This window comes from Enterobacter sp. FB (genome assembly GCF_000805795.1).
Classification (GTDB): Bacteria; Pseudomonadota; Gammaproteobacteria; order Enterobacterales; family Enterobacteriaceae; genus Enterobacter; species Enterobacter roggenkampii.
The window spans coordinates 511,486-535,898 of record NZ_JSZC01000013.1 but is presented as its reverse complement, the minus strand read 5'-3'; the positions used below and the strand labels follow the sequence as shown (position 1 = coordinate 535,898).

Genomic DNA, 24,413 nt, shown 5'->3' with positions numbered 1-24,413 from the left:
AATCATGTACAGCCATAAAAAGCCGTTCACCTGCCGATTTTCGTCATTGCTGGTCATTCTTTTTGGCCTGGTAATGGCGATCTTTGCGCATCAGGTTATGGCTGATGATTATTTTAACCCTGCCCTGCTGGATATTGATAATCCCCAGCAGGGAAAAACCGATTTATCCGTCTATGAAAAAGGCCCAGGTCAGGCGCCGGGTAAATATCAGGTTACGGTGTTTATCAATAATAATAAAATTGATACCCGCGATGTCACCTTTACGCTGCAGAAAGACGATCACGGCAACAGCACGCTGCAACCTTGCTTTAACGTGGACGATTTAAAAAGCCTCGGGATCAAGACCCAAAAATATCCGCAGCTGAAAGCCAAAGGCCAGTGCGCCGATTTACACGCCATCCCTGCGGCATCCGCGACTTTCCGCGTTCGCAACCAGCAACTGCTGCTGAGCATTCCCCAGTCGGCGCTCGGTCAGGTGCCTCGCGGCTACATTGACCCAAAAGAGTTTGACGAAGGAATTAACGCGGGCCTGCTTAACTACAGTGCAAATGCCAGCCAAAGCCATGCGCGCCAGCCGGGTGAACAGGATAACAGCAGCCAGTACGTTAACCTGCGTCCGGGTTTGAACATTGGCGCATGGCGCATTCGCAACTATTCCACCTGGAATCGCAGCACCACGGGTAACGAGGAGGACCAAAAATTCACCTCCGTATATACCTACGCGCAACGCGATATGGTGGCGATGAAAAGCGACCTCACCGTCGGCCAGAGTTCCTCGCCTTCCGACGTTTTTGACAGCGTACCCTACACCGGCGTGGAGCTGAAATCCGATAACGACATGCTGCCGGACAGTGAAAAAGGCTACGCCCCCATTATTCGCGGCACCGCCCACAGTAACGCGCAGGTGGTGGTACGCCAGAACGGTTACATCATTTATCAGAATACGGTCGCCCCCGGCGCGTTCGAAATTAACGATCTCTACCCCACCGGCAGCAGCGGCGATCTCCAGGTCACCGTGAAAGAGACCGACGGCAGCGAAAGCCATTTCGTTGTGCCGTTTGCCTCCGTGCCGGTATTGCAGCGTGAAAAAAATCTGCGCTACAGCGTGACTGCCGGACGCTACCGTTCTTATGACAACGACGTCGAGAAGACCCCGTTTGCCCAGGGCAGCGCCATCTACGGTTTACCCTACGGTTTCACCGCCTACGGTGGCGTGCAGCAGAGCAGCCATTACCAGTCTCAGGCGGCTGGCGTCGGGAAAAACATGGGCGATTTAGGCGCCTTCTCCCTTGACGTGACCCGCGCGAAGGCTCTGTTGAAAAAACAGCAGGCCAGCAAAGGCCAGTCGTGGCGCGTGCGCTATAGCAAAGACATCGCCCGGTCAGGCACCAACTTCTCGCTGGCCGGCTATCGCTATAACAGCAAAGGGTTTTACACCCTTGAAGACACCATGGAGTCATATACCCGCTCCGACGACTGGTCTGCACCGCAGCAGCGCCGCGCCCGAACCGAAGCCACCATCGACCAGACGCTGCCGGAAGGCTGGGGATCCGTCACCCTGAGCATGGTGAAAGAGACGTACTGGAGTCAGAGTCAGAACATGACCTCGATGAGCGTCAGCTACAACAATAGCTGGCACGGGGTGAGCTACAGCCTCAGCTACAGCATGAACAAAAACACCCGGGACAGCGATGAAGACGGTAACGAGGTGACAAACGACAACCAGTTCTCGCTGAGCGTCTCGGTGCCGCTGGACCGCTGGATGCATAACACCTGGGCCACCTACAACCTGAACAACACCAAAGACGGCACGACGCAGAACATCGGCCTGAACGGCACGGCGCTGAAAGAGGACAACCTGAACTGGAACATCCAGGAAGGGCTGAGCAGCACCGGCAGCGGTAACTCCACCAGCATCAACGCCGATTATAAAGCGACCTATGGTGAAGTGAGCGCAGGCGTCAGTCAGGATAAATATCAGCAGACCGTGAACGTCGGTTTGCAGGGCGGCGTGGTTGCCCATGCGAACGGAATAACCCTGAGCCAGCCGCTCGGTGACACCATCGCGCTGGTGAAAGCGCCGGGCACGCACGGAACCCATATCACGAACCAGACGGGCGTCGAGACCGACTTCCGCGGCTACACCGTCGTGCCGTTTGTTACCGCGTATCGCCACAACACCATCGCGCTGGATACCGAAACGCTACCGGACAACGCCGACGTCACCCACGCGGCGCAGATCGTGACGCCAACCCGCGGGGCCGTGGTGCGCGCCAGCTTTAACACCCGCGTGGGTAACCGCGTCCTGATGACGCTTACGCAAAAGGGTAAACCGCTGCCCTTCGGCGCGACGGTGACTACTGAGGATAAGGACAGCGAATTTATCGTTGGCTCCGATGGCCAAACGTACCTCTCCGGTCTTCCCGCACGCGGAAAACTCTCCGTTGCGTGGGGTGACAATGCCAGCGAACAATGCATCGCGCAGTACGCGCTGGCTGAAGAGAGAGATAAATCCGGCATTATTACCGCTGCCGCACCATGTCAGTAATGCACTGGCTGAGACGAAAGATGATGCAAATCGTTAAACAGAGTTTTTTATTGTTAGTGCTGGGAATATCCGCATTTTTCATGCCGCACGCGAAAGCGTCATGCACGTCACCGGATATGCCAAAGATGATTGATGTGGCCTCCATCTCTGTTCCCACCTCGCTGGCCGTTGGCGCGACCATTCCGGGTTCAGAGCAGACGGTGCACGTTGCCGGGAATTGCTCCAGCACCTACAGCCCGGGGATGGAAATAGTGGCCTGCTATTATGGTTCCGGTTCAGAAATACCGGGCCTGCCGGGCGTGTACGACTCTGGTGTCGCCGGGATTGGTATCGCCCTGATGAACGATCAGGGGCAACGCATCCAGGGGGCCGGTGGCGTCCACTGTGATTCCCGCAATACGCCGGTGGGGTATCTCTCTTCAGATGGACAGCTCTCGTTCAATTTTGACGTGACTCTGGAGCTGGTGAAAACCAGCTCCACGGTGTCCTCAGGTTCGCTTTCTCAGGCTCAGACGGAGTTTGGGCTTGGCGTTTACAATCAGGAGGGCATAGGCAGTCCGAACACCATTTCCTATTCAGGTAACGTCACGTTCAACGAAGTCACCTGCTCCGTTTCGCCGAAAAGCCTTACCGTAACGCTGGGCGATTTCCCGGTCAGCGACTTCACCGGGACAGGAACCCTGACGTCGCCTCAGACGTTCGACGTTACCGTCAACTGCAACGACACCGTGCAGCCCGAAGTCATGGTTTCCAGCGCAAACGGTTATGAAACAGATTTTCCCGGCGTCATCAAACTCACTCAGGAGAGCGGCGTGGCAACCGGTGTAGGGGTACGCATGTTGTTCGATGGCGAAGTCGCCGACTTTGATACCTACAAAAATACGGCAGCCATCGCACAAGCGAACGTTCCGCTGGCGATTCCGTTTGAGGTCGCATATCAACAAACGGCAGCCAGCGTCACCCCCGGCACAGCAAACAGCATTGCCACGATTACGTTGGGATATAAATGAAAAAAATCACCTTACTGCTACTGGCAGGCCTTCTCACGCAGGCGCATGCCGATGAGATCGCGATCCAGATGAGAGGCAATATCATCGCCAATACCTGCTCGGTAGACAGCGCCAGTCAGAATTTGACCATCGATCTGGGACAAGCCGCCTCCAGCGATTTTAAGGATGTGGGGGATACCGGGGAGTGGAAGAATTTTGACCTTACGCTGTCAAAATGCCCGTCCACCACCACGCTCGCCACCGCGACCTTTAACGGCCAGGCAGACAGCGCACACCCGACGAAATTTGCCAGCACGGGCAGCTCCGGCGGGCTGGCGCTGGAGCTGGCAGACCGCCTGGATCGCATTACGATTGCCCCGCAGGCTAGCTTCAGCGCCCTGGTTAATCAAAGCGATCATACCGTCGATTTCCCACTCGCCGCACGCTACTACGCCACCTCCATGCCGGTGAGCACAGGGACGTTCAGCAGCGTGGTGCAGGTGACCTTCACTTACCAGTAGGACCGCGCCCCTTAGCACGGATGCTTTTCCTGCGCCCGGCGGTCAGTGTTGCCGGGCGTTTTTTTACCTCGGGGACCTCTGGCTGTTCAATCGGAAAGATCGGCAGCGCGTTTAACAACCGTTGGCCGTAATTTTTAGTGAGCAGACGCTTGTCATAAATCACCACCTCCCCCCAGCAGCCGTGGCTACGGATCAGACGCCCGACCTGCTGAATAAGGTTAAACGACGCGGCAGGTAAACTCTGCACCTCAAACGGATAGCGGTTGAGGCTCTTCAGCCACTCGCCCTCGGTGATAACGACCGGGCTGTCGATGGGCGGGAAGGCAATTTTATGAATATGCACCTGCGTCAGGTAATCGCCCTTCAAATCCAGACCTTCCGTGAAGGACTGCAATCCTACCAGCACGCTGCGCTCGCCGTTATCGATGCGCTTGCGATGGGTTTCCACCAGCCGGTAACGGGGCTGGTCGCCCTGGACCAGCAGAAGCAGGCGCAGGTCGGTCACATGTTCCAGAAAACGCTGCATCGCCCGTCCGCTGGCAAACAGCACCAGCATACCGGGGTACTTTCTGCTCTCAACCTGTTCGCGGAAGTAGGCCGCCATCTCCGCAATGTGCTGCTCTTCGTTGTCGATAAGCGGCTCATACTTCATGCGCGGGATCACCAGCTTACCCTGCTCGCAGTGGTTAAACGGCGAATCCAGCGCGACAAAACGATCGCCCGCTTTCTCTTTCAGGCCGCTCATCTCCTGCAGCCGCGAGAAGCTGTTCAGGGAGCGCAGCGTGGCGGAGGTCACGACCACGTGCGGCACGCTGCGCCAGATGAGCTTTTCCAGCTGATCGGCCACGCGGATGCCCACGCAGTGGAAAAACAGGTGGACCTGGCCGTCGCGCACTTCACGGGTGGCCCATTTGGTGACCGGCGCGCCCGACGCCTGCGCCATCGAGGCCAGCCGCCAGAGCTTGCTCTGGGCTTCGAACATGCCGAGCGCACGGTTCATTTGCAGCAGAATGCGGTGCAGGCGAACAACGTCATGGGTGCCGGTTTTCTCGCTGAGATCGTTTAAGAACATCTCCGCCAGCCCGCGCAGCTTTTCAAGATGCTTCGCCAGCTGCTGGCAAATCTCCATCACCTCCTCCGGCAGTTCGCCCATCGCAAAGCGGTGTTCCGCCTCCTGGGCTGCGGGAAGATAAAGATTCAGGATGTTGTTCAGAGACGAGATAAGGCTGTAAACCTCTTCGCAGTGGTCGCTCAGACGCTCCGGCACCGCCAGCGGCGGCGTGGTTTTCGGGCGAAACTGCTCCATGCAGGTGGCGACAAGCTTGCAGAAGAGATCCAGCTGCAGGCGGAACCAGGGCGCGGTAATTTCCGCGCTCATCTCCAGCGCGTCGCGCGCCACGTCGGGCAGATGGTGGCCTTCGTCGAGCACCAGCAGCAGGTTTTTCGGCTCCGGCAGCACCGCTTCGCTCTCCAGCGCCGCCATCACCAGCGCGTGGTTAGCCACCACCACTTCGGCTTCCTGAATTTCGCGCCGCGCGACGAAGAACGGGCATTCGCGGTAGTAGTGACAGTTGCGGTTCAGACAGCTGGCCTTGTCGGTGCTGAGCCTGCGCCACAGATCGTCGCTGATGGCTTTATCGGTGTGATCGCGCAGGCCGTCCCATTTATAGCCATCAAGATCGCCTTTCAGCGTTGCGCAGAGCTCCTGCTCGGCTTTGTTGTTGGGCGTGAGATCGTCGTCGAGGAACGCCAGCAGATCCTGTTGCGACGCCTCGCTGCTGGCAAGCCCTGCCAGGTTACGCGGGCAGACGTAGCGCCCGCGGCCAAAGGCGGCCGTAAACCGCAGGTCGGGGATGATTTTGCGCAGCAGGGGCAAATCTTTGCTGAAGATCTGGTCCTGCAAGGCCACGTTGGCGGTGCTGACCACCAGCGTTTTGTCCTCCTCCCGCGCGATGGCGATGCCGGGAATGAGATACGACAGGGTTTTCCCGACGCCGGTCGGGGCTTCAATCGCCAGATGTCGCCCGTCGTCCCCGGCGAGCGTTTTTGCCACGTCGGCAATCATCTGCCGCTGTGGCGCTCGGGGGATAAAATCGGGGATCTGCTGCTGTAGCGCCTTATACCAGGCGCCTATTTGCGCTTTCAGCGCCGCGGTTAAAGCCATTGGAAAACCTGAAATACTGTATAAACAGCCACTATTGTGGCACTTTCTCTTCGCTGCCGCAAAAACAAAAGCCCGGCTTTACGACCGGGCTTCCAGATTACTGCGGGTTAGCAGGCTTGCGCGGGCGGCGTCGGCGCTGCCCTTCGCCTGCCGGCTTGCCTTCGCCGCTGCGCCACGGATTGTCACCGGCCGGTTTGCTGTCGTTGCCACGACGCGGCGGTTTGCCCGCTGTCTTCGGCGCGCCACCTTCAGCACGGCGCGGCTGCTGGCCGCGACCACCGCCGCCCTGACCGCGACCGCCCTGACGACCGTTCTGAATCGGCTCGGCTTTGATCGACGGATCCACTTCATAACCTGGGGTTTCGATGCGCGGGATCTCTTTCTTCAGCAGGCGTTCGATGTCGCGCAGGAGCTTGTGTTCGTCCACGCACACCAGAGAGAGCGCTTCACCGGTGGCCGCCGCACGACCGGTACGGCCGATACGGTGCACGTAGTCTTCCGGCACGTTTGGCAGCTCGTAGTTCACCACGTGCGGCAGCTCTTCAATGTCGAGGCCACGGGCGGCGATGTCGGTCGCCACCAGCACGCGGATGTCGCCAGACTTGAAGTCCGCCAGCGCACGGGTACGCGCGCCCTGGCTCTTGTTGCCGTGGATCGCCGCACTGCGGATGCCGTCTTTGTTCAGCTGTTCCGCCAGGTGGTTCGCGCCGTGCTTGGTGCGGGTAAAGACCAGCACCTGCTGCCAGTTACCCTGGCCAATCATCTGGGAGAGCAGTTCGCGCTTGCGCTTTTTATCCACAAAGTGAACGTGCTGCGTCACCTGCTCAGAGGCGGTGTTGCGGCGCGCCACTTCCACTTCCAGCGGGTTATGCAGCAGCTTTTCCGCCAGCGCCTTGATCTCGTCGGAGAAGGTCGCGGAGAAGAGCAGGTTCTGACGACGCGGCGGCAGCTTGGCCAGCACGCGGCGAATGTCGTGAATAAAGCCCATGTCGAGCATGCGGTCGGCTTCGTCCAGTACCAGAATTTCGATGTTATCCAGCTTCACCGCGTTCTGGTGTTCCAGATCCAACAGACGGCCCGGCGTTGCCACCAGTACGTCCACGCCGCCGCGCAGCTTCATCATCTGCGGGTTGATGCTGACCCCGCCGAACACCACCAGCGAGCGAATGTTGAGATAGCGGCTGTAGTCACGCACGTTCTCACCAATCTGCGCGGCCAGCTCGCGGGTTGGGGTGAGGATCAGCGCACGAACCGGACGACGGCCTTTTGCGTGCGGCTGATTTTTTACCAGCAGTTCTAACAGCGGCAGCGTAAAGCCCGCGGTTTTACCGGTGCCGGTCTGGGCGCTGGCCATCAGGTCACGGCCCTGAAGAACGGCAGGAATAGCCTGTTGCTGGATTGGGGTTGGCTCAACGTAGCCCTGCTCTGCGATCGCGCGCAGAATTTCCGGGTTCAGGCCAAGGGAATCAAAAGACATAAAAACTCCGAACCGCCCCGACCATCACAGGTGTAGTTTTCAGGGAGATATAACAATTGAGAGGACAAAAACCACAATGTCGCGAAGGGGCGGAGTGTAGCAGCTTTTGTGACGTGGCGCATAAAATATCCCTCCGCGTTCCCTCGACGGGGATGCAAATCAAGCATAATCTTAATCAATCGATTGATTAATTTTTAATGCCGCCATGAATACAACACCCACAACAACCAAAGGTGAACAGGCCAAAAACCAGCTTATTGCCGCCGCGCTGGCGCAGTTTGGCGAGTACGGGCTGCACGCGACCACGCGCGATATCGCCGCGCTGGCCGGGCAAAACATTGCGGCGATTACCTACTATTTTGGCTCAAAAGAGGATTTATATCTCGCCTGCGCCGAGTGGATCGCCGATTTTATCGGCACGCAGTTTCACCCGCACGTTGAGGAGGCCACCGCGCTGCTCGGCCAGCCGTCGCCCGATCGCGAGGCCATCCGCCAGCTGATCCTGAGTGCCTGCCACAACATGATCCGCGTGCTGACGCACGACGATACGCTCAACCTGAGCAAGTTTATCTCCCGCGAGCAGCTCTCCCCCACTGCCGCCTACCAGCGGGTACACGATCGGGTGATTGCCCCGATGCATACCCACCTGACCCGGCTGATCGCCGCCTATACCGGGCGGGATGCCGGCGATACCGCGACAATTTTGCATACCCACGCCCTGCTGGGTGAAATCCTTGCCTTCCGTCTGGGCCGGGAAACCATCCTGTTACGCACCGGCTGGACACAATTTGATGAGGATAAAGCCGCGCAGATCGGTGAGGTGATCGCCTGTCATCTCGATCTGATCCTGCAAGGCTTAACGCAAAGGAGCCTGAAGTCATGAAAAAACCTGTCGCCATCATTCTGGTGGTCATTGTTTTGCTTGCCGCGGGCGTCGGTGGATGGCTGTGGTATCAGAGCCATCAGGATAAAGGCCTGACGCTGTACGGTAACGTGGATATTCGCACGGTGAACATGAGCTTCCGCGTGGGCGGACGTCTCGCCTCGCTGAGCGTTGACGAAGGCGATGCCATTAAAACCGGGCAGACGCTGGGGATGCTGGACAAAGCGCCCTATGAGAACGCGCTGCTGCAGGCCAAAGCGGGCGTCTCCGTTGCGCAGGCGCAGTATGACCTGATGCTGGCCGGCTATCGCGACGAAGAGATCGCCCAGGCCGCTGCCGCCGTCAAACAGGCGCAGGCGGCGTATGACTACGCGCAGAACTTCTACGCTCGCCAGCAGGGGCTCTGGAAAAGCCGCACCATTTCCGCGAATGACCTGGAAAATGCGCGCTCCTCCCGCGACCAGGCGCAGGCAACCCTGAAGTCCGCGCAGGATAAATTAAGCCAGTACCACACCGGTAACCGCCCGCAGGATATCGCCCAGGCGAAAGCCAGCCTTGAACAGGCGCAGGCCCAGCTGGCGCAGGCAGAGCTGGATCTGCACGACACCACGCTCATCGCACCGTCTGACGGCACGCTGATGACCCGCGCCGTCGAGCCGGGCAGCATGCTCAGCGCCGGAAGCACCGTTTTAACCCTGTCGCTCACCCGTCCGGTGTGGGTGCGCGCCTACATTGATGAGCCTAATCTCGGTCAGATGCAGCCGGGCCGCGAGCTGCTGCTCTATACCGACGGTCGCCCGGACAAGCCGTATCACGGCAAGGTGGGGTTTGTCTCCCCTACCGCCGAATTCACGCCGAAAACGGTAGAAACGCCGGACCTGCGCACCGACCTGGTGTATCGCCTGCGCATCATCGTGACCGATGCGGACGACGCCCTGCGCCAGGGCATGCCCGTCACCGTAAAAGTGAACAGCGGGGAACGACATGAATGACGCGGTTATTCAGCTCAACAGTCTGGTTAAACGCTTTAAGGGGATGGATAAGCCTGCGGTCGCGCCGCTGAACTGCACCATCCGGAAAGGCTATGTGACCGGGCTGGTTGGTCCGGACGGCGCGGGGAAAACCACGCTGATGCGGATGCTGGCGGGGTTGCTGAAGCCGGATGAAGGCTCGGCCCGCGTGCTGGGCCTGGATCCGATTAAGGACGACGGCCCGCTCCACGCCATGCTCGGCTATATGCCGCAGAAGTTTGGCCTGTATGAAGACCTGACGGTAATGGAAAACCTGAACCTGTACGCCGACCTGCGCAGCGTCACCGGCGAAGCCCGACAGAAGACCTTCGCCCGCCTGCTGGAATTTACCTCGCTCGGCCCGTTCACCGACCGGCTGGCGGGCAAGCTTTCCGGTGGGATGAAGCAGAAGCTGGGTCTGGCCTGCACGCTGGTGGGCGAGCCAAAAGTGCTGCTGCTGGACGAGCCCGGCGTGGGCGTCGACCCGATATCGCGCCGCGAGCTGTGGCAGATGGTGCACGAGCTGGCGGGCGACGGGATGCTGATCCTCTGGAGCACCTCCTACCTCGACGAAGCCGAGCAGTGCCGGGACGTGCTGCTGATGAACGAAGGCGAGCTGCTCTATCAGGGCGAGCCGACGACGCTGACGCAGAGCATGGCCGGGCGCAGCTTCCTGCTGCACAGCCCGCAGGCGTCCAACCGCTCGCTGCTGCAGCGGGTGCTCAGGCTGCCGCAGGTCAGCGACGGGATGATTCAGGGCCGCTCGGTGCGGGTCATCCTCAAAAAAGAGGCCACCGTCGACGATATTCGCCGGGCGCCTGGAATGCCGACGATTGAGATGGAAGAGACGGCGCCGCGTTTTGAAGATGCGTTCATCGACCTGCTGGGCGGCGCGGGGACCTCCGAGTCGCCGCTTGGGGCGATCCTGCACACGGTGGAAGGTACGCCAGGCGAAACGGTGATCGAAGCCAAATCCCTCACCAAAAAATTCGGGGATTTCGCCGCCACTGACAACGTCAATTTTGCCGTGAAGCGCGGCGAGATTTTTGGCCTGCTCGGACCAAACGGCGCGGGAAAATCGACCACCTTTAAGATGATGTGCGGCCTGCTGGTGCCGACGTCCGGCAAAGCGCTGGTGCTGGATATGGATCTCAAAGTCAGTTCCGGCAAGGCGCGCCAGCACCTGGGCTATATGGCGCAGAAGTTCTCGCTGTACGGCAACCTGACGGTCGAGCAGAATCTGCGCTTTTTCTCCGGCGTGTACGGCCTGCGCGGGCGTGCGCAGAACGAGAAAATTCGCCGCATGAGCGACGCCTTCGGGTTAACAACTATCGCTTCCCACGCCACCGACGAACTGCCGCTCGGCTTTAAGCAGCGGCTGGCGCTGGCCTGCTCGCTGATGCACGAGCCGGATATTCTGTTTCTGGATGAGCCGACCTCCGGCGTTGATCCCATTACCCGCCGCGAGTTCTGGCTGCATATCAACAGCATGGTGGAAAAAGGGGTAACCGTCATGGTGACCACCCACTTTATGGACGAGGCGGAGTACTGCGACCGCATCGGGCTGGTGTATCGCGGCAAGCTGATTGCCCACGGCACGCCGGACGACCTGAAAAACCAGGCCGCCGACGATGAGGTCCCGGACCCGACCATGGAGCAGGCGTTTATCACCCTCATCCACGACTGGGATAAGGAGAATGCCCATGCGCAGTAACGCCCTTTCCTGGCGCCGGGTGCGCGCGCTGTGCGTTAAAGAGACGCGGCAGATCGTGCGCGATCCCAGCAGCTGGCTGATTGCGGTGGTGATCCCCCTGCTGCTGCTGTTTATCTTTGGTTACGGCATTAACCTGGACTCCAGCAAGCTGCGGGTCGGGATTTTACTCGAACAGCAGAGCGAAGAGGCGCTGGACTTTACCCACGCCATGACCGGTTCGCCCTACATTGATGCCACCATCAGCGACAACCGCCAGGAGCTGATCCAGAAGATGCAGGCCGGGAAAATTCGCGGTCTGATCGTCATTCCGGTGGATTTTGCCGCCAACATGGCGCGGGCGAATACCGATGCGCCGATCCAGGTCATCACCGACGGCAGCGAGCCGAACACCGCGAACTTCGTGCAGGGCTACGCGGAGGGGATCTGGCAGCTCTGGCAGATGCAGCGCGCCGAAGACCGGGGTGAAGAATTTAAGCCGCTGATCGACGTACAGACGCGCTACTGGTTTAACCCCGCCGCCATCAGCCAGCACTTTATTATTCCGGGCGCGGTAACGATTATTATGACGGTGATCGGCGCGATTCTGACCTCGCTGGTCATCGCCCGCGAGTGGGAGCGCGGCACTATGGAGGCGCTGCTTTCCACCGAAGTGACGCGCGTCGAGCTGCTGCTGTGCAAGCTTATTCCCTACTACTTCCTAGGCATGCTGGCGATGCTGCTCTGCATGCTGGTGTCCGTCTTTATCCTCGGCGTGCCGTATCGCGGCTCGCTGATCGTGCTGTTCTTTATCACCAGCCTGTTTTTACTCAGCACGCTGGGGATGGGGCTGCTCATCTCCACCATCACCCGCAACCAGTTTAACGCCGCGCAGGTGGCGCTGAACGCCGCTTTCCTGCCGTCAATAATGCTCTCAGGGTTTATCTTCCAGATAGACAGCATGCCTGCCGTCATCCGCGCCGTGACCTACATTATCCCGGCGCGCTACTTCGTGAGCACGCTGCAAAGCCTGTTCCTGGCGGGGAATATTCCGGTAGTGCTGATTATCAACACGCTGTTTTTAATGGCGTCGGCGGTGATGTTTATCGGGTTGACGTGGATGAAAACCAAACGGCGGTTAGATTAAGGAGCGCGCATGTTTCACCGTTTATGGACGTTAATACGCAAAGAGCTGCAATCCCTGCTGCGCGAGCCGCAAACCCGCGCCATTCTGGTGTTGCCGGTGCTGATCCAGGTTTTACTGTTCCCGTTTGCCGCCACCCTTGAGGTGACCAACGCCACCATTGCCATTTACAACGAAGACAACGGCAAACATTCCGTGGAGCTAACGCAGCGCTTTGCGCGTGCGAAGGCCTTTACCCACATCCTGCTGCTGAAAAGCCCGCAGGACATTCAGCCCACCATCGACACGCAAAAAGCGCTGCTGCTGGTGCGGTTCCCGGCGGATTTCTCCCGCAATCTGGATACCTTCCAGACCGCGCCGATGCAGCTGATCCTCGACGGGCGCAACTCCAACAGCGCCCAGATTGCGGCCAACTACCTCCAGCAGGTGGTGAAGGATTACCAGCAGGAGCTGATGGACGGCAAACCGAAGCCCAACAACAGCGAACTGGTGGTGCGCAACTGGTATAACCCAAATCTGGACTACAAGTGGTTTGTGGTGCCGTCGCTGATCGCCATGATCACCACCATCGGGGTGATGATTGTGACCTCTCTCTCCGTCGCCCGCGAGCGCGAACAGGGCACGCTGGATCAGCTGCTGGTCTCCCCGCTCGCCACCTGGCAAATTTTCGTCGGCAAAGCGGTGCCGGCGCTGATTGTCGCGACCTTCCAGGCCACCATCGTGCTGGGCGTGGGAATATGGGCCTACCAGATCCCGTTCGCCGGATCGCTGGCGCTGTTTTACTTCACGATGGTGATTTACGGGCTGTCGCTGGTGGGGTTTGGGCTGCTGATTTCCGCACTCTGCTCGACGCAGCAGCAGGCGTTTATCGGGGTATTCGTCTTTATGATGCCCGCGATCCTGCTCTCCGGGTACGTCTCGCCGGTTGAGAATATGCCGGTGTGGCTCCAGGATCTGACGTGGATAAACCCGATACGCCACTTTACGGATATCACCAAGCAGATCTATCTGAAGGATGCGAGTCTGGATATTGTCTGGGGAAGTTTGTGGCCGCTACTGGTCATCGCGGCCACGACAGGCTCAGTGGCCTATGCGATGTTTAGACGCAACATCGCGTAGCTTTTTCTCTTTGGTCAGCAACGAGACCACCGCAGGCCCTGCGAGGATGGCCAGACCCGCCAGGGCCAGCAGCAGGTTGTTTTGCAGCACGCGTGACAGCAGCCACAGAACAATCATCGCCGCACCAAAGTACCAGGTGGTGGTGAGCTCTTCGAGCACGTCACCCACCTCGCGCCAGCGCGCGTCATGGTGGCGCTGTAAAAACAACATCGACAGCACGGTGACGCCGTAAAGGACGCATAGCCCCAGGCCAACACGTACCAGCGTGCCGCTCATCCAGCCCATCACCAGTACGGCCACGACCAGTAAATGCAACATTATCTGCCAGCAACTCAGGCCAGTTGCGACACGAACACGTTGTTGCCACTTCATGGCTTCTCTCCTGAAGGATTTTTCTCTGCTTAATCAGACTACCGCACTTTACGGAAAATTCCGTAACGCCGCATCTTTTTGTGACGACGACTACACTTTATTTTCATCGGGATAGTCACTCAGGAAGGAGCTTATGACGAAAAAAATGCAGCATTTCTCGCTTAAAGTGCTGACGATAAACATTCATAAGGGCTTCACAGCATTTAACCGCCGCTTCATTTTACCGGAGCTGCGCGACGCGGTGCGCACCGTCAGCGCGGATATTGTCTGCCTGCAGGAGGTGATGGGCGCGCACGAAGTACATCCGCTTCACTTTGAGAACTGGCCCGACACGCCGCACTATGAATTTCTGGCCGATACCATGTGGAGCGATTACGCCTACGGCCGCAACGCGGTCTATCCTGAAGGTCATCACGGCAACGCGGTGCTGTCGCGTTATCCCATTGAACATTATGAAAACCGCGACGTTTCCGTCGGGGAGAGCGAAAAACGCGGCCTGCTCTACTGCCGCATTACCCCGCCCGACCTTGAGCTGCCCATCCACGTCGGCTGCGTTCATCTGGGCCTGCGCGAAGCCCATCGTCAGGCGCAGCTGAAAATGCTGGCCGAATGGGCCAACGCGCTGCCTGACGGTGAACCTGTTGTCGTGGCAGGCGATTTCAACGACTGGCGCCAGCGGGCAAACCATCCGTTGAAGGTGGATGCCGGGCTGGAGGAGATCTTCACCCGGGCGAACGGCAGGCCTGCGCGCACGTTCCCGGTCCGTTTCCCGCTGCTGCGGCTTGACCGCATCTACGTTAAAAATGCCCACGCCAGCAGCCCGACCGCCCTGGCGCTTCTCAACTGGCGGCATCTTTCCGACCATGCCCCGCTCAGCGCGGAGATCCACTTATGAAATGTTCCTGGCAGGAAGGCAACCGGATCACGCTGCTGGTCAACGGGGACGAGTATTACCCGGCCGTGTTTAAGGCAATTGATAACGCCCAGCAGAAAGTGATCCTCGAAACCTTTATCTGGTTCGAAGACAACGTCGGCAAGCAGCTGCACAGCGTGCTCCTGCGCGCCGCACAGCGCGGCGTCAAAATTGAAGTACTGCTGGATGGCTACGGCTCGCCGGACCTCAGCGATGCGTTCGTCAATGAACTGACCGCCGCAGGCGTGGTATTCCGCTACTACGATCCCGGCCCTCGCCTGTTCGGCATGCGGACCAACCTTTTCCGCCGAATGCACCGCAAAATTGTGGTGGTGGATGAGACGGTAGCGTTTGTCGGCGGCATTAACTACTCGGCGGAACATATGTCCGACTACGGCCCGGAAGCGAAGCAGGATTACGCCATTCGCATTGAAGGCCCGGTGGTGCAGGACATCTTGCTGTTTGAGCTGGAGAACCTGCCGGGGAAAGAGGCCGTACGCCGCTGGTGGCGACGCCGCCATCGCCCGGAAGAGAACCGGAAGCCCGGCGAAGCGCAGGCGCTTTTCGTCTGGCGCGACAACGGCGAGCACCGGGACGACATTGAACGCCACTATCTTAAAATGCTGGCCAACGCCAAGCGCGAAGTGATCATCGCCAACGCCTACTTTTTCCCGGGCTATCGCCTGCTGCATGCCATGCGAAATGCTGCAAGACGCGGCGTGCGCGTGAAGCTGATTGTCCAGGGCGAGCCGGATATGCCGATCGTCAAAGTCGGGGCGCGGCTGCTGTATAACTATCTGGTGAAGGGCGGCGTACAGATCTACGAATACCGCCGCCGACCGCTGCACGGCAAAGTCGCGCTGATGGACGATCACTGGGCCACCGTGGGCTCCAGTAACCTCGATCCGCTGAGCCTGTCGCTGAATCTTGAAGCCAACCTGATCATACACGACCGCCAGTTTAACCAGACCCTGCGGGATAACCTGCAGGCGTTGATCGTTAACGACTGCGTGCGCGTGGATGAGTCTATGGTTCCCAAACGCACCTGGTGGAACCTGGGCATCAGCGTGGTGGTGTTCCACTTCCTGCGGCATTTCCCGGCGATGGTCGGCTGGCTGCCGGCGCATACGCCGAAGCTGGCGCAGGTGGACCCGCCGGTACAACCCGAAATGGAAACCCAGGACCGCATAGAAGCGGAAGACGGAGGCAAACCCTGATGTCAAAATCGCATCCACGCTGGCGTCTGGCAAAAAAGATCCTCACCTGGGTATTCTTTATTGCCGTCGCGGTGCTGCTGGTGGTCTACGCGCAGAAAGTGGACTGGGAAGAGGTGTGGAAGGTCATCCGCAACTATAACCGGATGGTGCTGCTGGGCGCGACGGGGCTGGTTATCGTGAGCTACCTGATGTACGGCTGCTATGATCTGCTGGGTCGGGCCTACTGCGGCCACAAGCTGGCCAAACGTCAGGTGATGCTGGTGTCGTTTATCTGCTACGCCTTTAACCTGACGCTGAGCACCTGGGTCGGGGGGATTGGCATGCGCTATCGCCTCTACTCGCGACTCGGCCTGCCGGGCGGGACCATCACGCGCATTTTTTCCCTGAGCATTACCACCAACTGGCTGGGCTATATTCTGCTCGGCGGGGTGATCTTCACCATCGGCGTCGTGCAGCTGCCCGCGCACTGGTATATCGACGAGGCCACGCTGCGCATTCTGGGCATCGTGCTGCTGCTGATTATCGCCGTTTATCTCTGGGCCTGCGCGTTTGCAAAGCGCCGCCATATGACCATCAAAGGGCAAAAGCTGGTCCTGCCCTCGTGGAAGTTTGCGGAGCTGCAGATGGCGGTCTCCAGCGCCAACTGGATGGCCATGGGGGCCATCATCTGGCTGCTGATTGGCGAGGACGTCAATTACTTCTTCGTGCTGGGCGTGCTGCTGGTGAGCAGCATTGCCGGGGTGATTGTGCACATTCCGGCGGGGATCGGCGTGCTGGAGGCGGTGTTTATTGCCCTGCTGGCCGGGGAGCATGTTTCTCAGGGAACGATTATCGCCGCCCTGCTGGCGTACAGGATGCTGTATTACTTCCTGCCGCTGGCGCTGGCAACGATCTGCTATCTGGTGCTGGAAAGTCGGGCGAAAAAGCTGCGGGCGAAGAATGAGAGGATGCTAGCGAAGTGAATAAGTCGGGTGGCGGCTTCGCCTTACCCGACCTACGGTTCGCGCTTCGCAGGACGGGCAAGGCGAAGCCGCCACCCGGCAAAGCAATCTTAACGACGGTTGCCTAAAATCCGCAGCAGCATCAGGAACAGGTTGATGAAGTCCAGATAGAGCGTCAGCGCGCCCAGAATCGCGTATTTGCGCAGGTTTGAACCGTCGCGCACGTCGATCTGCTCGCCGATGTTTTTCAGCTTCTGCGTATCATAAGCCGTCAACCCGACGAAGAGCACCACCCCGATATAGGTCACGGCCCACATCAGCGCTTCGCTCTTCAGCCACAGGTTCACCAGTGACGCCAGCACAATCCCAATCAGCCCCATAAACAGCATGCTGCCGAAGCCGCTCAGATCGCGCTTCGTGGTGTAACCGTACAGGCTCATCGCACCAAACATCCCGCCGGTGACCACGAAGGTGCTGGCGATGGATGAGTAGGTGTAAACGATAAAGATGCTGGAAAGCGTCAGCCCCGTTAGCGCCGAATAGAGCATAAACAGGGTCGTTGCCATGCCGGCACTCAGCTTGTGCACCAGACCCGAAAGCACAAACACCAGCGCCAGCTGCGCGATGATCAGCCCAAAGAAGGTGATTTTGCTGGAGAAGATAAACATCATCAGCTCCGGCGTATTCGCCGCATACCACGCGATAAACGCGGTAAGCAGCAGGCCAACCGTCATCCAGCCGTACACCTGAGCCATATACGTCTGCAGGCCGCTACGGGTCTGCTGTACTATTGAATCGGAACGCGGAAATCGGTCCATGATTCACTCCTGATTAAGATTAAGTAGACACACTCGTTAAGAGTAACACATCCACGTAAACCGACTACCAACGGCTGGCGGCCTGTTTATCGCTATCGCGAGATTCTACCCAGCGATCGCCTTCCGGCGTGGCTTCGCGCTTCCAGAACGGCGCTTTGGTTTTGAGGTAATCCATAATGAACTCCCCTGCCGCAAACGCGCTGCCGCGGTGGGCGCTGGTCACCCCGACAAAGACAATCTCCTCGCCAGGCCACATCTCGCCGATGCGGTGAATCACCGTGACGCGCCCGAGCGGCCAGCGGTCCCGCGCCTCGTCCACTATCTCCGCCAGCGATTTTTCCGTCATGCCGGGATAGTGCTCCAGCGTCAGCGCCTTCACGCTGTCACCGAGGTTATGGTTACGCACCTTGCCGGTAAAGGTCACGACCGCGCCGTCTTCATCGCGTTCCGCCAGCCAGCTGTATTCGGTCCCCACGTTAAAACGCTCGGGGCTCACCAGAATGCGGGTTTCACTCATATTAGCCCCCTGTCACCGGCGGGAAGAAGGCCACTTCATCCCCGGCCTTCAGCGGATGGGTAAGCTCCACCAGCGTCTGGTTAACGGCGGCCAGCAGCTTCCCTTCATCGAGCGCCAGCGCCCAGCGGTCGCTCTGTGCCGCCAGATGCGCGCGCAGGGCCGCAACGTTTTCAAAAGAGGCATCCAGCGTCAGGCTGTCGGTATTCACCAGCTCGCGCACCTGCGCAAAAAAGAGCACCTTAATCATGGCTGTCCACCTTAAAATCGCCGGATTTGCCGCCGCTTTTTGCCAGCAGGCGAACCGGGCCAATCACCATATCTTTCTGCACCGCTTTGCACATGTCGTAGATGGTCAGCGCGGCCACGGACGCTGCCGTCAGCGCCTCCATCTCCACGCCGGTTTTACCGGTTAAGCGGCACAGCGATTCAATCCGCACGCGATTGTGCTCCGGCTGGGCCTGCAGGTTCACCTCCACCTTGCTCAGCATCAGCGGATGGCACAGCGGGATGAGATCCCAGGTGCGCTTGGCGGCCTGAATACCCGCGATGCGCGCGGTCGCAAAGACATCACCCTTGTGATGGCTGCCGTCGATAATCATCGCCAGCGTTTCCGGCAGCATGGTGACGAACGCTTCGGCGCGCGCCTCGCGCACCGTTTCCGCTTTGGCGGAGACGTCCACCATATGCGCTTCGCCCGCGGCGTTAATGTGGGTCAGTTGTGACATAGCTTATTTCTTTAAATGGGGATGGAAATTACACGGACGGGTACGGGCATCCAGCTGCGGAGCGATGATGTTTTCCCACGCGGTGCGGCAGGCTTTGGTCGAGCCCGGCATGGCGAAAATCAGGGTGTTGTTCGCCACCCCGGCAACGGCGCGCGACTGCAGCGTGGAGGTGCCAATCTCTTCAAAGGAGAGCATGCGGAACACCTCGCCGAAGCCTTCCACCTCGCGGTCGAACAGCGGGATCAGCGCTTCAGGCGCCTGATCGCCCGCGGTAAAGCCGGTGCCGCCGGTGATCAGCACCACCTGCACCTCATCGCTGGCGATCCACTGAGAGACCTGCGCGCGAATGGCGTAGCGGTTCTCCTTCACGATCGCTTTATCGACGATGTGATGCCCCGCGTCATGGGCCGCCTCGCGCAGCCAGTGGCCGGAGGTATCATCCTCTTCGCCACGGCGGTCGGAAACGGTAAGGATAGCAATGCGTGTCGGGATAAATTCTGCGCTTACCTGACTCATCTTCTGATTCCTTCTTAAGCCTGATTACCCGCCGATGTAAGACAGGTTCTGAGTAATGCCGGTATTGCCCTGATGCAGGAAGTGGGTCTGTTTTTTATGCGTCAGCGCTTCAGAAATGCGCGCTTCAAGCGCCTCCTGCTGGGCATCGTCTGCCAGCAGATCGCGCAGGTCCACGCCGCCGTCCCCGAACAGGCACAGGTGCAGCTTGCCGACGGAAGAGACGCGCAGGCGGTTGCAGCTGGCGCAGAAGTCTTTCTCGTAAGGCATGATAAGCCCAATTTCGCCTTCGTAATCAGGATGGCAGAAGACCTGCGCCGGGCCGTCGCTGCGCTGACGGATCTGGTGGATCCAGCCGCGTTTCAGCAGCGCGTCGCGCAGGACCATGCCGGAGATGTGATGACGGCGGAACAGCTCGCTGCCCTCGCCGGTTTCCATCAGCTCAATAAAGCGCAGCTGAATGGGGCGGGATTTGATCCAGGCGAGGAAGGTGTCCAGCTGATGGTGGTTGACGTCGCGCATCAGCACCGTATTGACTTTGACCTTCTCGAACCCGGCGCTGAACGCCGCGTCGATGCCGTCCATCACCTGGCGGAATTTATCCTGGCCGGTAATGGCGTGAAACTGGCGGGCGTCGAGACTGTCCACGCTGACGTTAATGGCGGTTAAGCCCGCATCGCGCCAGGTGGCCACGTCGCGCGCCATGCGGTAACCGTTGGTGGTCACGGCAATCTGGCGAATGCGGTCGTTTTCACGCACGGCGGCAATGATGTCCGGGAAATCACGGCGCAGAGAGGGTTCACCGCCGGTCAGACGCACTTTTTCAGTGCCGAGCTCAGAGAAGGCGCGCGTGACGCGGCGCACTTCATCCACGGAGAGAAAGCCGTTATTGGTGACGCTGCCCGGTTTGTAGCCGTCGGGCAGGCAGTAGGTGCAACGGAAGTTACACACATCGGTAATCGACAGACGTAAGTAATAAAACTTACGCGCGAAAGCATCAGTAAGTTGTGAAGCCATGTACACCTTTCCAGATACGGGAGGCACAGTCATTTCTTTCTGTACCCTGGTGGCAAATTCGCCACGGCCAGAGCGCCATATCTTCCGACACAGGCACAAGGGCTAGAGTGTATGTTTTCAGTGTTGAAAACGTGGTTAAGGCGATAGTAGCGCGGAAAGTCTGACAGCGCCATTATCGCTTTTCGCTATATAATTACGTATATAGCGAATCAATCCTGCATTTTCGCTACAGAATACCTAAAAACTGCACTTTCACATTGATATACGTCATTTTGCTTCGGGTGAGGCATCGTCTTTTAGGGGTAGTTAGGTTACTGTTACGCGATCGAACGTGATAAGGAATACGTATGCGCAATCGCACTTTTGCGGATCTTGACCGAGTGGTCGCTCTTGGCGGAGGCCACGGCCTGGGCCGCGTCATGTCCTCTTTGTCGTCACTCGGCTCAAGGCTGACAGGGATAGTGACCACCACCGATAACGGCGGCTCAACCGGGCGGATCAGACGTGCCGAAGGCGGCATTGCCTGGGGAGATATGCGCAACTGCCTGAACCAGTTAATTACCGAGCCGAGCGTCGCGTCGGCGATGTTTGAGTACCGTTTTGGCGGCAATGGCGAACTTTCCGGGCATAACCTCGGAAATCTGATGTTAAAGGCGCTGGATCACCTGAGCGTAAGGCCTCTCGAAGCCATCAATCTGATCCGTAACCTGCTCAAAGTGGACGCATTCCTGATCCCGATGTCTGAACAACCGGTCGATTTGATGGCCATCGACGCCGAAGGGCATGAAGTGTACGGCGAGGTGAACATTGACCAGCTTCTGCTGCCGCCCAAAGAGCTGATGACTTACCCGAGCGTGCCGGCGACGCGTGAAGCCGTAGAAGCAATTGGCGATGCGGATTTAATTCTGATCGGCCCGGGCAGCTTTTACACCAGCCTGATGCCGATCCTGCTGGTGAAAGAGCTGGCGCAGGCGCTGCGCCGCACCCCGGCGCCGATGGTCTACATCGGCAATTTAGGGCGTGAGCTGAGCCCGGCAGCGGCGAGCCTGTCGCTGGCGGATAAACTCAGTTTGATGGAGCACTACGTCGGTAAGAAGATCATTGACGGCGTGGTGGTGGGGCCAAAGGTGGATGTATCCGGTATCGGCGATCGTCTGGTGGTGCAGGAGCCGCTGGAAGCCAGCGATATTAAATATCGTCACGACCGCCACCTGCTGCGCGAGGCGCTGGAGAAAGCGATTCAGGTGTTGGGTTAACAAAAACCCCGGTGGCGCTGCGCTTACCGGGGTGACAAAAGACGCTAAACCTGTAAGCCCGGTAAGCGCAGCGCCACCGGGCAAAAAACTCACGATGCCGCGATAAACAGATCCCGCAGCTGATGAAGCTGGTCGCGGATCTGTGCCGCCTCTTCGAACTCCAGGTTCTGCGCGTGCTGCATCATCTGCCCTTCCAGCTCGTGGATCTTCTGCTGCAGCGCCTTCGGCGTCAGCACGACGGTATCTTCTTCCACCACTGAACGCGCCTTGCCGCGGCCTTTCGCTTTGGTTTTGGCAATGTTCTGGCCCAGCGCCAGAATATCCACCACCTTCTTGTTCAGCCCCTGCGGGGTAATGCCGTGTTCTTCGTTGTAGCGCTGCTGCTTCTCGCGGCGGCGCTCCGTCTCACCGATCGCTTTCGCCATCGACGGGGTAATTTTGTCACCGTACAGAATCGCTTTACCGTTGACGTTACGCGCGGCGCGGCCAATGGTCTGAATCAGCGAACGCTCGGAACGCAGGAAGCCCTCTTTATCCGCGTCCAGAATCGCCACCAGGGAGACTTCCGGCATATCCAGACCTTCCCGCAGCAGGTTAATCCCTACCAGCACGTCAAACTCGCCCAGGCGCAGGTCGCGGATAATCTCCATGCGCTCCACGGTATCGATATCCGAGTGCAGATAACGCACCTTCTCGCCGTGCTCTTCGAGATACTCGGTCAGGTCTTCCGCCATACGCTTGGTGAGCGTGGTCACCAGCACGCGCTCGTTAATGGCGGAACGGGTGCGGATCTCAGAGAGCAGGTCGTCTACCTGCGTCGCCACCGGACGCACCTCGATAATCGGGTCCAGCAGCCCGGTCGGACGTACTACCTGGTCAACCACCTCATCGCCCGATTTTTCCAGCTCGTAGTTGCCCGGCGTGGCAGAGACGTAGATGGTTTGCGGCGCCAGCGCCTCAAACTCTTCGAACTTCATCGGGCGGTTATCCAGCGCTGACGGCAGGCGGAATCCGTACTCCACCAGCGTCTCTTTACGCGCCCGGTCGCCGCGGTACATTCCGCCGATCTGCGGGATCGTGACGTGGGATTCGTCGATCACCAGCAAACCGTCGGCCGGAAGGTAATCAAACAACGTCGGCGGCGGCTCGCCCGGCCCGCGCCCGGAGAGGAAGCGGGAGTAGTTTTCGATGCCGGAGCAGTAGCCCAGCTCGTTCATCATCTCCAGGTCGAACTGGGTACGCTGGCTGAGGCGCTGCTCTTCCAGCAGCTTATTGTTCGCCAGCAGCACCTTACGGCGCTCGGCCAGCTCCACTTTGATCTCTTCCATCGCCTGCACGATACGCTCGCGCGGCGTCACGTAGTGCGTTTTCGGGTAGATGGTGAAGCGCTGGATCACTGACTCAACGTGTCCGGTCAGCGGGTCGAAGAGCGACAGGCGTTCGACCTCCTCGTCAAACAGCTCAACGCGCAGCGCCATATCGTCCGATTCCGCCGGGAAGATGTCGATCACTTCGCCGCGCACGCGGAACGTACCACGCTGGAAGGCCTGGTCGTTGCGGGTGTACTGCAGCTCCGCCAGACGACGCAAAATCGCGCGCTGGTCGATAATCATCCCCTGCGTCAGGTGCAGCATCATCTTGAGATAGAGATCCGGATCGCCCAGGCCGTAAATCGCCGAAACAGAGGCCACCACAACCACATCGCGACGCTCCAGCAGCGCCTTAGTGGCCGACAGTCGCATCTGCTCAATGTGTTCGTTCACCGACGCATCTTTCTCGATGAAGGTATCTGAGCTCGGCACATAGGCTTCAGGCTGGTAGTAATCGTAGTAGGAGACGAAATACTCAACGGCGTTTTCCGGGAAGAACTCTTTCATCTCGCCGTAAAGCTGCGCCGCCAGGGTTTTGTTGGGCGCCAGCACCATCGTAGGGCGCTGGAGATCCGCAATCACGTTGGCAATGGTAAAGGTTTTACCCGAGCCGGTAACCCCGAGCAGCGTCTGGTGCGCCAGCCCATCTTCCAGCCCCTCTTCCAGACGACGGATCGCTTCAGGCTGATCGCCAGACGGACGGAAAGCAGAATTCAATTTGAACGGTTTACTCATGGGCGACAACCTGATGACGTTATAAGCGGCAGGTGAATAATTTTACTCCTTGTTGCCAGGAATGCCAGTAAAAAACACTGGATGAAAAACCAGTAGCATGTCAGGATATTTAGCATAGCGCCTGAATGATTAGCGCGATAGCGGCCAAAATTTGGACAGTGGCAACATAAAACACCAGTCAGGTCAGGTTATCCCCAGAACTTTTTCTTTTTTAACATTTGTCAAGCCAGGTAATGATAGTTTTATGGCAACGGGTGACACTTTCATGACGGGAATTGATTTTATCTAACCAATTAAAAAATAAACGATATTTTCTAAAGCCGCGTTTCGCGTCAATTTGGGCGTAAGCCGCGTCTTCTCTCGCTTATCGCGTGTTTTCTAACTCTAATGCACATGGTTATCCACAGGAATAGTGGATAACTGCTTCCAGCCCATACAAACTGGCGCTCTGCAAATTCCCGGATTTTCCCACGA

The 24,413-nt window shown here is 58.6% G+C and carries 22 protein-coding genes and 1 riboswitch; of the genes, 12 read left to right on the top strand and 10 right to left on the bottom strand.

Annotation, left to right across the window (positions count from 1 at the left end; all coding sequences use genetic code 11):
• Positions 1-4: 4 nt before the first annotated feature.
• Genes PI91_RS09410 through PI91_RS09400 form a run of 3 tightly spaced genes read left to right on the top strand, consistent with a single transcriptional unit; the run spans position 5 to position 4,058 of the window.
• Positions 5-2,548: a fimbria/pilus outer membrane usher protein gene (locus tag PI91_RS09410; protein ID WP_157841585.1), complete on the top strand. Its 2,544-nt coding sequence runs from the start codon at positions 5-7 to the stop codon at positions 2,546-2,548.
• Between the two features lie 23 nt (positions 2,549-2,571).
• Complete coding sequence (locus PI91_RS09405) at positions 2,572-3,558, top strand: fimbrial protein (RefSeq protein ID WP_032656491.1); 987 nt, start codon at positions 2,572-2,574, stop codon at positions 3,556-3,558.
• Complete coding sequence (locus PI91_RS09400) at positions 3,555-4,058, top strand: fimbrial protein (protein WP_032656331.1); 504 nt, start codon at positions 3,555-3,557, stop codon at positions 4,056-4,058. Before PI91_RS09405 ends, PI91_RS09400 begins: the two co-directional genes overlap by 4 nt.
• On the opposite strand, the gene dinG is transcribed toward PI91_RS09400, so the two are convergent.
• Entirely contained in the window at positions 4,045-6,222 is a 2,178-nt protein-coding gene (gene dinG / locus PI91_RS09395) for an ATP-dependent DNA helicase DinG (RefSeq protein ID WP_039266017.1), read from the bottom strand. The two genes, PI91_RS09400 and dinG, sit on opposite strands and share 14 nt — an antisense overlap.
• A 97-nt stretch (positions 6,223-6,319) precedes the next feature.
• Positions 6,320-7,699: an ATP-dependent RNA helicase RhlE gene (gene rhlE / locus PI91_RS09390; RefSeq protein ID WP_008501155.1), complete on the bottom strand. Its 1,380-nt coding sequence runs from the start codon at positions 7,697-7,699 to the stop codon at positions 6,320-6,322.
• Between the two features lie 205 nt (positions 7,700-7,904).
• Here rhlE and cecR point away from each other — a divergent pair, with 205 nt between their 5' ends.
• The 5 genes from cecR to PI91_RS09365 are packed head-to-tail and all read left to right on the top strand — an operon-like array spanning position 7,905 to position 13,545.
• Complete coding sequence (cecR, locus tag PI91_RS09385) at positions 7,905-8,582, top strand: transcriptional regulator CecR (RefSeq protein ID WP_023343624.1); 678 nt, start codon at positions 7,905-7,907, stop codon at positions 8,580-8,582.
• Positions 8,579-9,574, top strand: coding sequence for a secretion protein HlyD (hlyD, locus tag PI91_RS09380; RefSeq protein ID WP_039266015.1), 996 nt, complete (start codon positions 8,579-8,581; stop codon positions 9,572-9,574). The genes cecR and hlyD overlap by 4 nt, the downstream gene beginning before the upstream one ends.
• The gene (locus PI91_RS09375) at positions 9,567-11,306 is read left to right on the top strand and encodes an ATP-binding cassette domain-containing protein (protein ID WP_039266013.1); all 1,740 of its coding nucleotides are present in this window, start codon (positions 9,567-9,569) and stop codon (positions 11,304-11,306) included. Before hlyD ends, PI91_RS09375 begins: the two co-directional genes overlap by 8 nt.
• Positions 11,296-12,429, top strand: coding sequence for an ABC transporter permease (locus PI91_RS09370; RefSeq protein ID WP_039266012.1), 1,134 nt, complete (start codon positions 11,296-11,298; stop codon positions 12,427-12,429). Before PI91_RS09375 ends, PI91_RS09370 begins: the two co-directional genes overlap by 11 nt.
• A 9-nt stretch (positions 12,430-12,438) precedes the next feature.
• Positions 12,439-13,545, top strand: a complete 1,107-nt coding sequence (locus tag PI91_RS09365) for an ABC transporter permease (protein ID WP_008501150.1) — start codon at positions 12,439-12,441, stop codon at positions 13,543-13,545.
• Here the strand turns inward: PI91_RS09365 and PI91_RS09360 are convergent.
• Positions 13,507-13,917, bottom strand: a complete 411-nt coding sequence (locus tag PI91_RS09360) for a YbhQ family protein (RefSeq protein ID WP_008501149.1) — start codon at positions 13,915-13,917, stop codon at positions 13,507-13,509. The two genes, PI91_RS09365 and PI91_RS09360, sit on opposite strands and share 39 nt — an antisense overlap.
• A 133-nt stretch (positions 13,918-14,050) precedes the next feature.
• Here PI91_RS09360 and PI91_RS09355 point away from each other — a divergent pair, with 133 nt between their 5' ends.
• The 3 genes from PI91_RS09355 to PI91_RS09345 are packed head-to-tail and all read left to right on the top strand — an operon-like array spanning position 14,051 to position 17,009.
• Positions 14,051-14,812: an endonuclease/exonuclease/phosphatase family protein gene (locus PI91_RS09355; RefSeq protein ID WP_008501148.1), complete on the top strand. Its 762-nt coding sequence runs from the start codon at positions 14,051-14,053 to the stop codon at positions 14,810-14,812.
• Positions 14,809-16,047 (top strand): cardiolipin synthase ClsB, encoded by a 1,239-nt coding sequence (gene clsB, locus PI91_RS09350; protein WP_023343620.1) that lies wholly within the window; start codon positions 14,809-14,811, stop codon positions 16,045-16,047. Before PI91_RS09355 ends, clsB begins: the two co-directional genes overlap by 4 nt.
• On the top strand, positions 16,047-17,009 hold the full coding sequence (locus tag PI91_RS09345; RefSeq protein ID WP_039266010.1) for a YbhN family protein: 963 nt from the start codon (positions 16,047-16,049) through the stop codon (positions 17,007-17,009). The genes clsB and PI91_RS09345 overlap by 1 nt, the downstream gene beginning before the upstream one ends.
• A gap of 89 nt (positions 17,010-17,098) precedes the next feature.
• Here PI91_RS09345 and PI91_RS09340 read toward each other — a convergent pair whose 3' ends face one another.
• The 6 genes from PI91_RS09340 to moaA all read right to left on the bottom strand — a co-directional run bounded on the left by PI91_RS09340 (position 17,099) and on the right by moaA (position 20,578).
• Positions 17,099-17,806, bottom strand: a complete 708-nt coding sequence (locus PI91_RS09340; protein ID WP_039266009.1) for a Bax inhibitor-1/YccA family protein — start codon at positions 17,804-17,806, stop codon at positions 17,099-17,101.
• A gap of 64 nt (positions 17,807-17,870) precedes the next feature.
• Entirely contained in the window at positions 17,871-18,323 is a 453-nt protein-coding gene (gene moaE, locus PI91_RS09335) for a molybdopterin synthase catalytic subunit MoaE (RefSeq protein WP_039266008.1), read from the bottom strand.
• A 1-nt stretch (position 18,324) separates the two neighbouring features.
• Positions 18,325-18,570, bottom strand: coding sequence for a molybdopterin synthase sulfur carrier subunit (gene moaD / locus PI91_RS09330; RefSeq protein ID WP_008501143.1), 246 nt, complete (start codon positions 18,568-18,570; stop codon positions 18,325-18,327).
• The gene (moaC, locus tag PI91_RS09325) at positions 18,563-19,048 is read right to left on the bottom strand and encodes a cyclic pyranopterin monophosphate synthase MoaC (protein ID WP_008501142.1); all 486 of its coding nucleotides are present in this window, start codon (positions 19,046-19,048) and stop codon (positions 18,563-18,565) included. Before moaC ends, moaD begins: the two co-directional genes overlap by 8 nt.
• A gap of 3 nt (positions 19,049-19,051) precedes the next feature.
• Positions 19,052-19,564, bottom strand: coding sequence for a molybdenum cofactor biosynthesis protein B (gene moaB / locus PI91_RS09320; RefSeq protein WP_023292963.1), 513 nt, complete (start codon positions 19,562-19,564; stop codon positions 19,052-19,054).
• A gap of 24 nt (positions 19,565-19,588) precedes the next feature.
• A complete protein-coding gene (moaA, locus tag PI91_RS09315) occupies positions 19,589-20,578 on the bottom strand; it encodes a GTP 3',8-cyclase MoaA (protein WP_008501140.1) in 990 nt (329 codons plus the stop codon).
• Positions 20,566-20,700, bottom strand: a riboswitch (molybdenum cofactor riboswitch). Its footprint overlaps the gene before it by 13 nt.
• A 225-nt stretch (positions 20,701-20,925) precedes the next feature.
• On the opposite strand from moaA, the gene yvcK reads away from it, so the two are divergent.
• The gene (yvcK, locus tag PI91_RS09310) at positions 20,926-21,834 is read left to right on the top strand and encodes a uridine diphosphate-N-acetylglucosamine-binding protein YvcK (RefSeq protein ID WP_039266006.1); all 909 of its coding nucleotides are present in this window, start codon (positions 20,926-20,928) and stop codon (positions 21,832-21,834) included.
• 89 nt (positions 21,835-21,923) lie between these two features.
• On the opposite strand, the gene uvrB is transcribed toward yvcK, so the two are convergent.
• Positions 21,924-23,939, bottom strand: a complete 2,016-nt coding sequence (gene uvrB, locus PI91_RS09305) for an excinuclease ABC subunit UvrB (RefSeq protein WP_039266005.1) — start codon at positions 23,937-23,939, stop codon at positions 21,924-21,926.
• Positions 23,940-24,413: the final 474 nt, after the last annotated feature.

Coding starts and splice junctions, on each gene's coding strand:
- PI91_RS09410 (WP_157841585.1), top strand. CDS start 5: ATGTACAGCCATAAAAAGCCGTTCACCTGCCGATTTTCGTCATTGCTG.
- PI91_RS09405 (WP_032656491.1), top strand. CDS start 2,572: ATGCAAATCGTTAAACAGAGTTTTTTATTGTTAGTGCTGGGAATATCC.
- PI91_RS09400 (WP_032656331.1), top strand. CDS start 3,555: ATGAAAAAAATCACCTTACTGCTACTGGCAGGCCTTCTCACGCAGGCG.
- dinG (WP_039266017.1), bottom strand. CDS start 6,222: ATGGCTTTAACCGCGGCGCTGAAAGCGCAAATAGGCGCCTGGTATAAG.
- rhlE (WP_008501155.1), bottom strand. CDS start 7,699: ATGTCTTTTGATTCCCTTGGCCTGAACCCGGAAATTCTGCGCGCGATC.
- cecR (WP_023343624.1), top strand. CDS start 7,905: ATGAATACAACACCCACAACAACCAAAGGTGAACAGGCCAAAAACCAG.
- hlyD (WP_039266015.1), top strand. CDS start 8,579: ATGAAAAAACCTGTCGCCATCATTCTGGTGGTCATTGTTTTGCTTGCC.
- PI91_RS09375 (WP_039266013.1), top strand. CDS start 9,567: ATGAATGACGCGGTTATTCAGCTCAACAGTCTGGTTAAACGCTTTAAG.
- PI91_RS09370 (WP_039266012.1), top strand. CDS start 11,296: ATGCGCAGTAACGCCCTTTCCTGGCGCCGGGTGCGCGCGCTGTGCGTT.
- PI91_RS09365 (WP_008501150.1), top strand. CDS start 12,439: ATGTTTCACCGTTTATGGACGTTAATACGCAAAGAGCTGCAATCCCTG.
- PI91_RS09360 (WP_008501149.1), bottom strand. CDS start 13,917: ATGAAGTGGCAACAACGTGTTCGTGTCGCAACTGGCCTGAGTTGCTGG.
- PI91_RS09355 (WP_008501148.1), top strand. CDS start 14,051: ATGACGAAAAAAATGCAGCATTTCTCGCTTAAAGTGCTGACGATAAAC.
- clsB (WP_023343620.1), top strand. CDS start 14,809: ATGAAATGTTCCTGGCAGGAAGGCAACCGGATCACGCTGCTGGTCAAC.
- PI91_RS09345 (WP_039266010.1), top strand. CDS start 16,047: ATGTCAAAATCGCATCCACGCTGGCGTCTGGCAAAAAAGATCCTCACC.
- PI91_RS09340 (WP_039266009.1), bottom strand. CDS start 17,806: ATGGACCGATTTCCGCGTTCCGATTCAATAGTACAGCAGACCCGTAGC.
- moaE (WP_039266008.1), bottom strand. CDS start 18,323: ATGAGTGAAACCCGCATTCTGGTGAGCCCCGAGCGTTTTAACGTGGGG.
- moaD (WP_008501143.1), bottom strand. CDS start 18,570: ATGATTAAGGTGCTCTTTTTTGCGCAGGTGCGCGAGCTGGTGAATACC.
- moaC (WP_008501142.1), bottom strand. CDS start 19,048: ATGTCACAACTGACCCACATTAACGCCGCGGGCGAAGCGCATATGGTG.
- moaB (WP_023292963.1), bottom strand. CDS start 19,564: ATGAGTCAGGTAAGCGCAGAATTTATCCCGACACGCATTGCTATCCTT.
- moaA (WP_008501140.1), bottom strand. CDS start 20,578: ATGGCTTCACAACTTACTGATGCTTTCGCGCGTAAGTTTTATTACTTA.
- yvcK (WP_039266006.1), top strand. CDS start 20,926: ATGCGCAATCGCACTTTTGCGGATCTTGACCGAGTGGTCGCTCTTGGC.
- uvrB (WP_039266005.1), bottom strand. CDS start 23,939: ATGAGTAAACCGTTCAAATTGAATTCTGCTTTCCGTCCGTCTGGCGAT.